We start from the raw sequence: 12,066 nt of genomic DNA on the forward strand, positions 1-12,066 counted from the left end.
CGCCGCGCGCGTGACGGCGCCGCGCAGCGCCGCGCCGACCCGCTCCTGGCAGTCCGGCCTGCCCCAGGCCAGCGGCGAGCAGCGCGAATGCCCGGTCGGCACCATGTCGACGCTGGCGCGCGGGCATGACGACGTGGTGCGCTGCCTGCCGCTCTGACGGATCGCGTAACGTTTGGCGGCCGGGCCGGGCGAATCCGGCACCCGGCCGCCTTGTCGCGGCCGAGAGGCGGGAGTAGGTAGCGCCTGCACCGCGATACAGATCTCGGCCCCGCTCGAAGCCTTCGGGAAGGATTCTCCTCATGGCCCGCAAAAAGATTGCGCTGGTTGGCGCCGGCAACATCGGTGGCACGCTTGCCCACCTGATCGGCCTCAAGGAACTGGGCGATGTCGTCCTGTTCGACGTCTTCGCCGGCGTGGCCGCCGGCAAGGCCCTGGACATCATGCAGTCCGGCCCGGTCGATGGCTTCGACAGCAAGATGGTCGGCGCCGCCGACTATGCTGCCATCGAAGGCGCCGATGTGGTGATCGTCACCGCCGGCTTCCCCCGTCTGCCGGGCATGACCCGCGACGACCTGCTGACCAAGAACGCCGAGGTCATCACCAAGGTCGCCGAGGGCATCAAGACCTATGCCCCGAACGCCTTCGTCATCTGCATCACCAACCCGCTCGACGTGATGGTGTGGGTGCTGCAGCAGAAGTCCGGCCTGCCGCCGGAGAAGGTCGTCGGCATGGCCGGCGTGCTGGATTCCGCGCGCTTCCGCCTGTTCCTGGCCGAGGAGTTCGGGGTCTCGGTCGAGGACGTGACCGCCTTCGTCCTGGGCGGCCATGGCGACACCATGGTGCCGCTGACCCGCTATTCGACGGTGGCCGGCATCCCGGTGCCGGACCTGATCAAGATGGGCTGGTCGACGCAGGAGAAGATCGACGCCATCGTGACGCGCACCGCCAATGGCGGCGGCGAGATCGTCAAGCTGCTGGAGAAGGGCTCGGCCTTCTACGCCCCGGCCGCCTCGGCGATCGCCATGGCCGAGAGCTACCTGAAGGACAAGAAGCGCGTCCTGCCCTGCGCCGTGCTGCTGAACGGCCAGTATGGCATGAACGACTTCTATGTCGGCGTGCCGGTCGTGATCGGCGACAAGGGCGTCGAGAAGATCGTCGAGGTGCAGTTCACCGAGGCCGAGAAGGCCGCCTTCGACAAGTCCTGCGACGCGGTGAAGAAGCTGATCGAGGACTTCAAGAAGCTCGGCGTCTGAGACCCGGCCGCTTCCGTCTGAGCTCCTTCGGCCGGGGCGCCCGCCCCGGCCTCCTGGCCGAGCCCCGGCCATCCAGCCCATGAAAAGGGTCTGCGGATGAACATTCACGAGTATCAGGGCAAGGAGCTGCTGCGCCGCTACGGCGTCGCGGTGCTCGACGGCCATGTGGCCTGGACCGCCGAGGAGGCGGCCGAGGCCGCCCGGAAGCTGCCCGGCCCCGTCTATGTGGTGAAGAGCCAGATCCACGCCGGCGGGCGTGGCGCCGGCCGCTTCAAGGAAGACCCCAACGGCAAGGGCGGCGTGCGCGTCGTCAAGTCGGTCGACGACGTCAAGGCGGCCGCCGAGGCGATGATCGGCAAGACCCTGGTGACCAAGCAGACCGGCCCCGCCGGCAAGGTCGTCAGCCGCGTCTATGTCGAGGATGGCTGCGACATCAAGCGCGAGCTCTACCTCTCGCTGCTGGTCGACCGCGACAGCTCCCGCATCGTCATCATGGCGTCGACCGAAGGCGGCATGGAGATCGAGGAGGTCGCCGAGCACAATCCGGAGAAGATCCTGAAGGCGGTGGTCGACCCGGCCTCGGGCGTCTCCGGCTTCCATTGCCGCAAGCTGGCCTTCGGGCTCGGCCTGGAGGGCAAGCAGGTCGCCTCCTTCACCAAGTTCGTCACGGCCATGTACAAGGCCTTCGTCGAGCTGGATTGCGCCATCGTCGAGATCAACCCGCTGGTCGTCACCGGCGCGGGCGAGATCGTGGCGCTGGATGCCAAGGTGTCCTTCGACGACAACGCCCTGTTCCGCCACAAGGACCTCGAGGCGCTCCGCGATGATTCGGAGATGGACCCGAAGGAGCTCGAGGCGGTCAAGCACGACCTGAACTATGTCGCGCTCGATGGCGAGATCGGCTGCATGGTGAACGGCGCGGGTCTCGCGATGGCCACCATGGACATCATCAAGCTGTACGGCTCCTCGCCGGCCAACTTCCTGGACGTGGGCGGCACCGCCACGGCCGAGCGGGTGACGGAAGCCTTCCGCATCATCACCTCGGACAGCAACGTCAAGGCGATCCTGGTGAACATCTTCGGCGGCATCGCCAAGTGCGACATGATCGCCAATGGCATCGTCGTCGCCGCCAAGAACCTGACCCTGTCGGTGCCGCTGGTCGTGCGCCTGGAGGGCACCAACGTCGATCTGGGCAAGAAGATCCTGGCCGAATCCGGCCTGGCGATCATCCCCGCCGACAACCTGGCCGACGCCGCCGAGAAGGTGGTCCGCGCCGTGAAGGGAGCCAACTGACATGGCCATCCTCGTCGACGCGAACACCAAGGTGATGACCCAGGGCTTCACCGGAAGCCAGGGCACCTTCCACGCCGAGCAGGGCATCGCCTATGGCTCGAAGTATGTGGGCGGCGTGACCCCGGGCAAGGGCGGCCAGACGCATCTCGGCCTGCCCGTGTTCAACACGGTCGCCGAATGCGCCGAGGCCACCGGCGCCACCGCCTCGGTCATCTATGTGCCGCCGCCCTTCGCCGGTGACAGCATCCTGGAGGCCATCGACGCCGAGATCCCGCTGATCATCTGCATCACCGAGGGCATCCCGGTGACCGACATGATCAAGGTGAAGCGCGCGCTCTCCGGCTCCAAGTCGCGCCTGATCGGGCCGAACTGCCCGGGCGTGATCACGCCGGATGCCTGCAAGATCGGCATCATGCCGGGCCATATCCACAAGCGCGGCACCGTCGGCATCGTCTCGCGCTCCGGCACGCTGACCTATGAGGCGGTGGCGCAGACGACGGCGGCCGGCCTTGGCCAGTCGACCTGCGTCGGCATCGGCGGCGACCCGGTCAAGGGCACCGACTTCACGGAAGTCCTGGAGATGTTCCTGGCCGACCCCGAGACCCAGTCGATCATCATGATCGGCGAGATCGGCGGCCAGTCGGAGATCCAGGCCGCCGAGTTCCTGGGGCGCGAGAACAAGCCGGGCTCGAAGAACTACAAGCCCGTGGTCGGCTTCATCGCCGGTGCGACCGCCCCTCCGGGCCGCCGCATGGGCCATGCCGGCGCCGTCATCTCCGGCGGCAAGGACACCGCCGAGGCCAAGATGAGCGCCATGCGCGAGGCCGGCATCCATGTCGCCGAGAGCCCGGCCGCGCTGGGCTCGACCATGGTGAAGGCCCTGCGCGGCTGATGCCGGGCGGGTCGCGACAAGACGCGAACGGCCAAGGAAGCGGGTCTGCCATGCAGGCCCGCCATTCCCCGCTTGCCCTGCGTCAAGGTCGCGACGTTACATCTATGTTATCCATGCGCCGTCCCCATATCGGGGGCGGCGCCGCCTTTTGACGCCAAGAGCAGCGAGCTGACCGCCATGCCCCGCGGGGCCTGGGCGAGGAGGAGATGATGGCCGGTATCGACATCCTGGCAAGCGCGATGAGTGGTGCGAACGCCACCTTCCTCGCCGACATGTATGCGCGCTGGGTGCAGCAGCCGGACAGCGTGGACAGCTCCTTCCAGGAGCTGTTCGCGGCGCTGAACGACGATGCCAAGGCCGTGCTGCACGACGCCGCCGGCGCCTCCTGGGCGCCGCGGCCGAAGGGCGGCTTCGCCCCCGAGCCCGAGGCGCCGAAGGCCGACCCGAAGAAGGGGGCCAAGCCGGCCGCCGCCGACCCGGCCGCCGCGCGCCAGCAGGTGCTGGATTCGATCCGCGCCCTGATGCTGATCCGCGCCTATCGCGTGCGCGGCCATCTGGAGGCGCAGCTCGACCCGCTCGGCCTGCAGAAGGCCACGCCGCATCCGGAGCTGGACCCGGCGACCTATGGCTTCACCGGGGCCGATCTCGACCGGCCGATCTTCATCGACCGCGTGCTGGGCAAGGAGACGGCCTCGCTGCGCGAGATCCTGTCGATCCTGCGCGCCACCTATTGCGGGCCGATCGGCGTCGAGTTCATGCACATCCAGGACCCGGAGCAGAAGGCCTGGATCCAGCAGCGGGTCGAGGGCGCGCCCTGGACGCGGCAGTTCGACGCCAGCGCCCGCCGCACCATCCTGCAGCAGCTGACCGAGGCCGAGGGCTTCGAATCCTTCTGCGCGCGCAAATATGTCGGCACCAAGCGCTTCGGCCTGGAGGGTGGCGAGGTCACCATCCCCGCCCTGCAGGCGATCATCGAGGCCTCGGCCGACAAGGGCGTCAATGAGATCGCCATCGGCATGCCGCATCGCGGCCGGCTGAACACGCTGGTCAATGTGGTGAAGAAGCCCTTCACCCAGGTCTTCGCCGAGTTCAAGGGCGTCGCCGCCAAGCCGGACGATGTCCAGGGCTCGGGCGACGTGAAGTACCATCTCGGCACCTCCACCGATATCGAGGTGAATGGCCGCACCATCCACCTGTCGCTGCAACCCAACCCGTCGCATCTCGAGGTCGTCGACCCCGTGGTGGTGGGCAAGGTGCGCGCGCGCCAGGACATGGCGGGCGACACCAAGGGTCGCCGCAGCGTCATGGGCATCCTGCTGCATGGCGATGCCGCCTTCGCCGGCCAGGGCGTGGTGTATGAGACGCTGGCGATGAGCCAGCTCATCGGCTACCGCACCGGCGGCACCGTGCATGTCGTGGTGAACAACCAGATCGGCTTCACCACCGTGCCGCTGCACGCCTATTCGGGCCTGTACTGCACCGATGTCGCGAAGTCGGTCCAGGCGCCGATCCTGCACGTCAATGGCGACGATCCGGAAGCGGTGGTGTTCTGCGCGCGCCTCGCGGCCGAGTACCGCATGCAGTTCGGCGCCGACATCGTGCTCGACATCGTCTGCTATCGCCGCCACGGCCATAACGAGACCGACGAGCCGGCCTTCACCCAGCCGATCATGTATGGCGTGATCAAGGAGCTGAAGACCACCCGCACCAAGTATGCGGAGCGCCTGGCCGCCGCCGGCGCCGTGCCGGCCGAAGACTCCAAGGCGATGCTCGACGCCTTCTACGCCAAGCTCGAGGAGGCCTACCAGGCCGCGCAGAGCTTCAAGCCGAACAAGGCCGACTGGCTGGAAGGCCACTGGGCCGGGCTGAAGGCCGCCGGCTCGGACGATGAGGAGAAGGACGACAACACCGCGGTCAGCCTCGACACGCTGCGCGAGGTGGGCTCGGCCCTGTCCCGCGTGCCGGAGGGCTTCACCGCCAACTCCAAGATCGTCCGCCAGCTCGAGGCCAAGAAGCAGGCGATCGAGAGCGGCGAGGGCATCGACTGGGCGACCGGCGAGGCGCTGGCCTTCGGCTCCCTGCTGCTGGAGGGGCACCGCGTCCGCCTCTCGGGCGAGGATGTGCAGCGCGGCACCTTCTCCCACCGCCATTGCGTGCTGATCGACCAGACCAACCAGGCGGAGTACATGCCGCTGAACAACATCCGCGACGGCCAGGCGCGGATGGAGGCGTTCAACTCGCTGCTCTCCGAGATGGGCGTGCTGGGCTTCGACTATGGCTACACCCTGGCCGACCCGCAGACCCTGGTGCTGTGGGAGGCGCAGTTCGGCGACTTCGCCAATGGCGCCCAGGTGGTGATCGACCAGTTCATCGCCTCGGCCGAGACCAAGTGGCTGCGCATGTCCGGCCTGGTGATGCTGCTGCCGCATGGCTATGAGGGCCAGGGGCCGGAGCATTCCTCGGCCCGCCTCGAGCGCTACCTGCAGATGTGCGCCGAGCGCAACATGGCGGTGTGCAACTTCACCACCCCGGCCAACTACTTCCACGCGCTGCGCCGCCAGCTGAAGCGCAACTACCGCAAGCCGCTGGTGGTGATGACGCCGAAGTCGCTGCTGCGCCACAAGCTGGCGATCAGCTCGCTCTCCGACTTCGCCCCCGGCAGCACCTTCCGCACCGTCCTGCCCGAGGTCGACGCGCTGGTGCCGGCCGAGCAGGTGAAGCGCGTCGTGCTCTGCACCGGCAAGGTCTATTACGACCTGCTGCAGGAGCGCCGCGACAAGGGGGTGCAGGACGTCGCCATCGTGCGCGTCGAGCAGATCTATCCCTTCCCGCGCATCAGCCTGGCCAAGGTGCTGGCCGAGTACAGGAACGCCGAGGTGGTCTGGTGCCAGGAGGAGCCCGAGAACATGGGCGCCTGGACCTTCGTGGACCGGCGCATCGAGAAGGTGCTGGGCGAGCTGGACGTCAAGGCGAAGCGCCCGGCCTATGTCGGCCGCGAGGAGGCGGCGAGCCCCGCCACCGGCCTGGCCAAGATCCACCAGCAGCAGCAGGAGGCCCTGGTGCGCGATGCGCTGGGCCTGTCCTGATCCCAACCTGAGCCATCATCGCACCGGCAAAGAGGCTACGGCAGAATGACCGAGATTGTGGTGCCCACCCTGGGCGAGAGCGTGTCCACCGCCACCGTGGCGAAGTGGATGAAGAAGGCCGGTGACGCGGTGGCCGCCGATGAGCCGCTGGTGGAGCTGGAGACCGACAAGGTGACGGTGGAGGTCAACGCGCCGCAGGCCGGCGTGCTGGAATCCATCACCGCCGATGAGGGGGCCGAGGTCGAGCCGGGCGCCGTGCTCGGCGTGATCGCGGCCGGCGAGGGCAAGGTCTCGCCCAAGGCCACCGAGAAGCCGGCCCCGGCCGCCGCCGCCCCGGCGGCGCCGAAGGTCGAGCCGAACCGGCCCGAGACCGGCCCGCTGTCGCGTCCGGGCAGCGGCCATGCGCCGCTGCCGGCCGCCGCCAAGATGATGGCGGAGAACAAGGTCTCGGCCGAGCAGATCGGCGCCGGCACCGCCAAGGATGGCCGCATCAGCAAGGGCGATGTGCAGTCCTTCCTGGCCAGCCCCGCCGCCTCGGCGCCCGCCGCCAAGGCCGCGCCCAAGGCGCCGCGCGCGCTGGAAGGCGGCGAGGAGCGGGTGAAGATGACCCGCCTGCGCAAGACCATCGCCGTCCGGCTGAAGGAGGCGCAGAACACCGCCGCCATGCTGACCACCTTCAACGAGGTGGACATGGGCGCGGTGATGGCGCTGCGGAACGAGTACAAGGACGTGTTCGAGAAGAAGCAGGGCGTGAAGCTCGGCTTCATGTCCTTCTTCGTGAAGGCCTGCGTCGCGGCGCTGAAGGAGTTCCCGGCGGTCAACGCCGAGATCGACGGCGACGACATCGTCTACAAGAACTTCGTGCATATGGGCATCGCGGTGGGCGGGCCCTCGGGCCTGGTCGTGCCGGTGCTGAAGAATGCCGACCAGATGTCCTTCGCGCAGATCGAGAAGTCGATCACCGATTTCGGCAAGCGGGTGCGCGACGGCCAGCTGAAGCTGGAGGAGATGGCGGGCGGCAGCTTCACCATCACCAATGGCGGCATCTATGGCTCGCTGATGTCGACGCCGATCCTGAACCCGCCGCAGTCCGGCATCCTGGGCATGCACTCCATCAAGGAGCGGGCCATGGTCGTCGGCGGCAAGATCGAGATCCGCCCGATGATGTATCTGGCGCTCTCCTACGATCACCGCATCGTCGACGGGAAGGAGGCCGTGTCCTTCCTGGTGCGCGTGAAGGAGAGCCTGGAGGATCCGCGCCGCCTGATGCTCGATATCTAAGCCTCAGCCCGCGCTGACCAAATAGAGCCAGGGCCGCATCGCGGCCCTGGCTTTTTTTATCCGATGGCGGGGTCCGGGGGGACCCTGTCCCCCCGGCGGCAGGGGGTCTGGGGGAGGCAGAGCCTCCCCCAGGAGGCTACCCGTCGATGCTGAGATTGAGCCGCGTCACCATCTCCTTCTCATAGGCCGCGCGCTGCACCGTGAAGGTGCGGTAGGCCTCGGTGTCGAGATAGTTCAGCGGCATGTCCCATTTCTCCCGGATGGCGGTGTTCTCCGGGCTGAGCAGCGCGGTCTTCATGGCGTCGTGCAGCACCCGCACCACGCCGGGGTCCATGCCCTTCGGCCCGGCGATGCCATAGGGCGAGGTGACGGCCAGATCGATCCCCAGCTCCCGCAGCGTCGGCACGTCGGGGAAGCGCTTGGCGCGTTCCGGCGACCAGACGCTGAGCAGGCGGAACTGCCCGGCCTCGACCTGCGGCACCCAGGCGGAGCTGTCGGCGATGCTGTCGATCTGCCGCCCCAGCAGGGCGGTCACCCCCTCGGTGGTGCCGCGGAAGGGCACATGGGTCATCTGGATGCCGAGCCGGCTGCAGATATCCTCCATGGCCAGGTGGTTGGTGGTGCCGATGCCGCTGGTGGAATAGGTCATCATGCCCGGCCGCGCCTTGGCCGCCGCCACATACTCGGCCCAGCTGGTGATCGGGCTGTCGCTGCGCACCACCACGCCGAACAGCCAGCCGGTGAGCCCGATGATCGGGGTGAAATCCTCCACCGGGTCCCAGGAGCGCGCCTTGGTCAGGAAGGGGTGGCGGATGACCGAGAGATGGTGCTGCGCCAGCGTGTAGCCATCCGGCTGGGCCTGCAGCAGCGCCTGGGCGGCGAGCAGGCCGCGCGCGCCGGAGCGGTTCTCCACCACCACCGGCTGGCCCAGGCTGCGCGTCGCGAGATCGGCCAGCGAGCGCAGCTGCGCATCGGCCGAGCCGCCGGGCGGCCAGGGCACCATCAGCCGGATCGGCCGGGCGGGGAAGCCCTGCGCCAGGGCCGGCCGGGCCAGCGGCGTGGCGAGGGTGGCGGCGGCAAGGGCCAGGGCGGCACGGCGCGGCAGCACCGCGCGGGCTTCGGTCATGGTCGCGTCTCCCAGTTCGGCCGGGGCCTTGTTGCGGCCCCGTTGCGGAGAGCGTGGCAGAAGCGCGGCGTGGCTGACAAGCCGGGCGGTGGCGCCGGTCCCGCCGCCGCCCGGCCGGCGGGTCAGCGCTGCAGCGGCAGCAGGATCTCCGTCAGCCATTCGGCCGGCGGCAGGCTGCGGCAATCATTCAGGTAGAGCTCCAGGCAGGGGGCATCCGCCGGCTCCTCGCCGCTTTTCGGCAGCCAGTCGCGATAGAGCCAGGTATAGGCGCCCTCCAGCTCGGCATAGGGGCCCTGGAAGCGCAGCACGGCGACGCGCTGCGCCGGCAGGGTCAGCAGGGTGGCGGGGGCAGGGGGCTCGGCGCCGGCGGGCAGGGTGAAGCCGGCGGCGCTGCGCAGCTCGGCCGGCTTCACGCTGTGCGGATCGTCGTAATACAGGCCGTACCATTCCGTCTCCGGCCCCAGCAGCCCATGGCCCTGGCCGAGCGCGGTCAGCGCGTCGAAGCGCTCGCCGATTCGGTCATAGGGGCCCTGATGCGCCAGCGCGGCCAGGCGCAGGGGCGGCAGGTCGCGTTGCGTCACCTCGAACATCGTCGTCTCCATCTCGGTCGTTGCGGGGCGGAGGAAAGGGGTCAGGCCGCCGCGCCGGCGATAGGCCGCCGGCGGCAGCCCATAGCTGGCGCGGAAGGCGCGGCTGAAGGCGGCGACACTGCCATAGCCGGCCTGCGCCGCGATGCCGGCGATGCCCTGCCGAGTCTTCAGCAGCGACGCCGCGGCCAGCTGCAGCCGCTGCCGCGCCATGGTCTCCGCCGGGGTCTCGCCGGTCAGCAGCCGGTAGATCCGGTGGAAATGGCAGGGCGAGAAGGCGGCCACCGCCGCCAGCTCCTCCAGCCGCGGCTCGCGCCCCGGATGCGCGGCCAGCCACGCCACCACGCGGTCGATGCGCCGGGCATAGTCGCGCAGCGTCAGGCTCCTGCGGGGCATCCGGTGCGTCCTTCCTCTCTCCATCCGCCGCCATCCTGCCCGGGATGCGATTGATCGCGCTTGCGAATGGCAGGGCGGCGCCGCTGCCCCCTTGCTCCGCGCCGCGCCAGAGGCCAGTTTGCCGGCACCATTGACAGGCAGGACCCCTCGACCATGTCCGACAGCTTCGACGTCATTGTCATCGGCGCCGGCCCCGGCGGCTATGTCTGCGCCATCCGCGCGGCGCAGCTCGGCATGAAGGTGGCCTGCGTGGAGAAGCGCGACACGCTGGGCGGCACCTGCCTGAACATCGGCTGCATCCCCTCCAAGGCGCTGCTGCAATCCTCGGAAGCCTTCGAGGAGACCAAGCACAAGTTTGCCGATCACGGCATCCTGGTCGATGGCGTGAAGCTCGACCTGGCCCGCATGCAGGCCCGCAAGGGCGAGGTGGTCTCGGCCAACGTCAAGGGCGTCGAGTTCCTCTTCAAGAAGAACAAGATCACCTGGCTGAAGGGCGCCGGGAAGATCACCGCCCCCGGCAAGGTCGAGGTCGCCGGCCAGAGCTACGACGCCAAGCACATCGTCATCGCCACCGGCTCCGACAGCGCGCCGCTGCGCGGCGTCGAGGTGGATGAGAAGCAGATCGTCACCTCGACCGGCGCGCTGGAGCTGGAGAAGGTGCCCGGCCACATGGTCGTCATCGGCGGCGGCGTGATCGGGCTGGAGCTGGGCTCGGTGTGGCGCCGCCTCGGCGCCGAGGTGACGGTGGTCGAGTATCTCGACCGCCTGGCCCCCGGCATGGACGCCGAGACCGCCAAGCAGTTCGAGCGCGTGCTGACCAAGCAGGGCTTCAAGTTCAAGCTGAAGTCCAAGGTGACCGCGGCCGCCAAGTCGGCCGAGGGCGTCACCCTGACGGTCGAGCCCGCCGCCGGCGGCGCGGCCGAGGAGATCAAGGCCGATGTGGTGCTGCTGGCCATCGGCCGCCGCGCCTACACGGACGGCCTCGGCCTCGCCGAGATCGGCGTCGAGCTGGATGAGCGCGGCCGGGTCAAGACCGATGGGCATTTCGCCACCAATGTCCCCGGCATCTACGCCATCGGCGACGTCATCGCCGGCGCCATGCTGGCCCACAAGGCCGAGGATGAGGGCGTCGCCCTGGCCGAGATGCTGGCCGGCCAGGCGGGGCATGTGAACTACAACGTCATCCCGGCCGTGGTGTACACTTGGCCGGAAATCGCCTCGGTCGGCGAGACCGAGGAGGAGCTGAAGGCGCGCGGCCAGGCCTACAAGACCGGCAAATTCCCCTTCATGGCCAATGGCCGCGCCCGCGCCATGGGCGACACCGATGGCTTCGTGAAGATCCTGGCGGACAAGGAGACCGACAAGGTCCTCGGCGTCCATATCCTGGGGCCGGATGCCGGCACGCTGATCGCCGAGGCCGCCATCGCCATGGAGTTCGGCGCCTCGGCCGAGGACATCGCCCGCACCTGCCACGCCCACCCGACGCTGCAGGAAGCCGTCAAGGAAGCGGCGCTGGCCGTGGACGGGCGCGCGCTGCACATCTGACTTCTGGGGAGGCTCCGCCTCCCCAGACCCCACCGCCGGGGGGACAGGGTCCCCCCGGACCCCGCCATCAGGGGCTCCACCATGTCCAAGGGGACACCGGCCACCCTCGCGGCGCAGAAGGCGGGCATCGCCTTCACGGCCGTCACCTACGCCTACGACCCGGAGGCCGACAGCATCGGGCTGCAGGCGGCGGCCGCCCTGGGCGAACCGCCCGGGCGCGTCCTCAAGACCCTGATGGCCGAGATCGACGGCAAGCCCGTCTGCGTCATCCTCCCCTCCGACCGCGAGGTGTCGATGAAGAAGCTGGCCGCCGCCGGCGGCGGCAAATCCGCCCAGATGCTGCGCGTGCCGGATGCCGAGCGCATCACCGGCTACCGCGTGGGCGGCATCTCCCCCTTCGGCCAGAAGAAGCGCGTGCCGCTCTTCATCGAGCAGGCGGCGCTGGCCGAGCCCTATGTCTTCGTCAATGGCGGCCAGCGCGGCCTGCAACTGCGGCTGGAGGACCCGGCGGCGGCGGTGGCGGCGTTGGGGGCGAAGCCGGCCGCCATTGCCGCCTGAGCCTCACCTCCGCGCCAGCCCGGCTTGAGGCAGGCCGTCGCCAGCGCCA

At 69.2% G+C, this 12,066-nt stretch carries 9 protein-coding genes; 7 read left to right on the forward strand and 2 right to left on the reverse strand.

Features of this window, described 5'->3' with window-relative positions; genetic code table 11:
* The first annotated feature begins 299 nt into the window (after nucleotides 1-299).
* The 5 genes from mdh to odhB all read left to right on the forward strand — a co-directional run bounded on the left by mdh (nucleotide 300) and on the right by odhB (nucleotide 7,805).
* Complete coding sequence (gene mdh, locus HMPREF0731_RS09190; protein ID WP_007003825.1) at nucleotides 300-1,253, forward strand: malate dehydrogenase; 954 nt, start codon at nucleotides 300-302, stop codon at nucleotides 1,251-1,253.
* Between the two features lie 96 nt (nucleotides 1,254-1,349).
* Nucleotides 1,350-2,546, forward strand: a complete 1,197-nt coding sequence (sucC, locus tag HMPREF0731_RS09195; protein WP_007003826.1) for an ADP-forming succinate--CoA ligase subunit beta — start codon at nucleotides 1,350-1,352, stop codon at nucleotides 2,544-2,546.
* A gap of 1 nt (nucleotide 2,547) precedes the next feature.
* Entirely contained in the window at nucleotides 2,548-3,438 is an 891-nt protein-coding gene (gene sucD / locus HMPREF0731_RS09200) for a succinate--CoA ligase subunit alpha (protein WP_007003827.1), read from the forward strand.
* A 209-nt stretch (nucleotides 3,439-3,647) separates the two neighbouring features.
* Complete coding sequence (locus tag HMPREF0731_RS09205; RefSeq protein ID WP_040612807.1) at nucleotides 3,648-6,524, forward strand: 2-oxoglutarate dehydrogenase E1 component; 2,877 nt, start codon at nucleotides 3,648-3,650, stop codon at nucleotides 6,522-6,524.
* A gap of 45 nt (nucleotides 6,525-6,569) precedes the next feature.
* Complete coding sequence (odhB, locus tag HMPREF0731_RS09210) at nucleotides 6,570-7,805, forward strand: 2-oxoglutarate dehydrogenase complex dihydrolipoyllysine-residue succinyltransferase (protein WP_007003829.1); 1,236 nt, start codon at nucleotides 6,570-6,572, stop codon at nucleotides 7,803-7,805.
* A 136-nt stretch (nucleotides 7,806-7,941) separates the two neighbouring features.
* Here odhB and HMPREF0731_RS09215 read toward each other — a convergent pair whose 3' ends face one another.
* Together HMPREF0731_RS09215 and HMPREF0731_RS09220 are read right to left on the reverse strand one after the other, a co-directional pair.
* Nucleotides 7,942-8,931: a tripartite tricarboxylate transporter substrate binding protein gene (locus tag HMPREF0731_RS09215; protein ID WP_007003830.1), complete on the reverse strand. Its 990-nt coding sequence runs from the start codon at nucleotides 8,929-8,931 to the stop codon at nucleotides 7,942-7,944.
* A 122-nt stretch (nucleotides 8,932-9,053) separates the two neighbouring features.
* Nucleotides 9,054-9,914, reverse strand: coding sequence for an AraC family transcriptional regulator (locus HMPREF0731_RS09220; RefSeq protein ID WP_040612610.1), 861 nt, complete (start codon nucleotides 9,912-9,914; stop codon nucleotides 9,054-9,056).
* 153 nt (nucleotides 9,915-10,067) lie between these two features.
* Here HMPREF0731_RS09220 and lpdA point away from each other — a divergent pair, with 153 nt between their 5' ends.
* Both lpdA and HMPREF0731_RS09230 read left to right on the forward strand, forming a co-directional pair.
* Nucleotides 10,068-11,459 carry a dihydrolipoyl dehydrogenase gene (lpdA, locus tag HMPREF0731_RS09225; RefSeq protein ID WP_040612612.1) on the forward strand — a complete coding sequence of 464 codons (1,392 nt, stop codon included), beginning with the start codon at nucleotides 10,068-10,070 and terminating at the stop codon, nucleotides 11,457-11,459.
* Between the two features lie 81 nt (nucleotides 11,460-11,540).
* Nucleotides 11,541-12,017, forward strand: a complete 477-nt coding sequence (locus tag HMPREF0731_RS09230) for an aminoacyl-tRNA deacylase (protein WP_007003833.1) — start codon at nucleotides 11,541-11,543, stop codon at nucleotides 12,015-12,017.
* The last annotated feature ends 49 nt before the right edge of the window (nucleotides 12,018-12,066 follow it).

It is taken from the genome of Pseudoroseomonas cervicalis ATCC 49957 (assembly GCF_000164635.1).
Lineage (GTDB): Bacteria > Pseudomonadota > Alphaproteobacteria > Acetobacterales > Acetobacteraceae > Pseudoroseomonas > Pseudoroseomonas cervicalis.

Excerpts from the sequence above, each read along its gene's own strand:
- mdh (WP_007003825.1), top strand. The coding sequence starts at position 300 with ATGGCCCGCAAAAAGATTGCGCTGGTTGGCGCCGGCAACATCGGTGGC.
- sucC (WP_007003826.1), top strand. The coding sequence starts at position 1,350 with ATGAACATTCACGAGTATCAGGGCAAGGAGCTGCTGCGCCGCTACGGC.
- sucD (WP_007003827.1), top strand. The coding sequence starts at position 2,548 with ATGGCCATCCTCGTCGACGCGAACACCAAGGTGATGACCCAGGGCTTC.
- HMPREF0731_RS09205 (WP_040612807.1), top strand. The coding sequence starts at position 3,648 with ATGGCCGGTATCGACATCCTGGCAAGCGCGATGAGTGGTGCGAACGCC.
- odhB (WP_007003829.1), top strand. The coding sequence starts at position 6,570 with ATGACCGAGATTGTGGTGCCCACCCTGGGCGAGAGCGTGTCCACCGCC.
- HMPREF0731_RS09215 (WP_007003830.1), bottom strand. The coding sequence starts at position 8,931 with ATGACCGAAGCCCGCGCGGTGCTGCCGCGCCGTGCCGCCCTGGCCCTT.
- HMPREF0731_RS09220 (WP_040612610.1), bottom strand. The coding sequence starts at position 9,914 with ATGCCCCGCAGGAGCCTGACGCTGCGCGACTATGCCCGGCGCATCGAC.
- lpdA (WP_040612612.1), top strand. The coding sequence starts at position 10,068 with ATGTCCGACAGCTTCGACGTCATTGTCATCGGCGCCGGCCCCGGCGGC.
- HMPREF0731_RS09230 (WP_007003833.1), top strand. The coding sequence starts at position 11,541 with ATGTCCAAGGGGACACCGGCCACCCTCGCGGCGCAGAAGGCGGGCATC.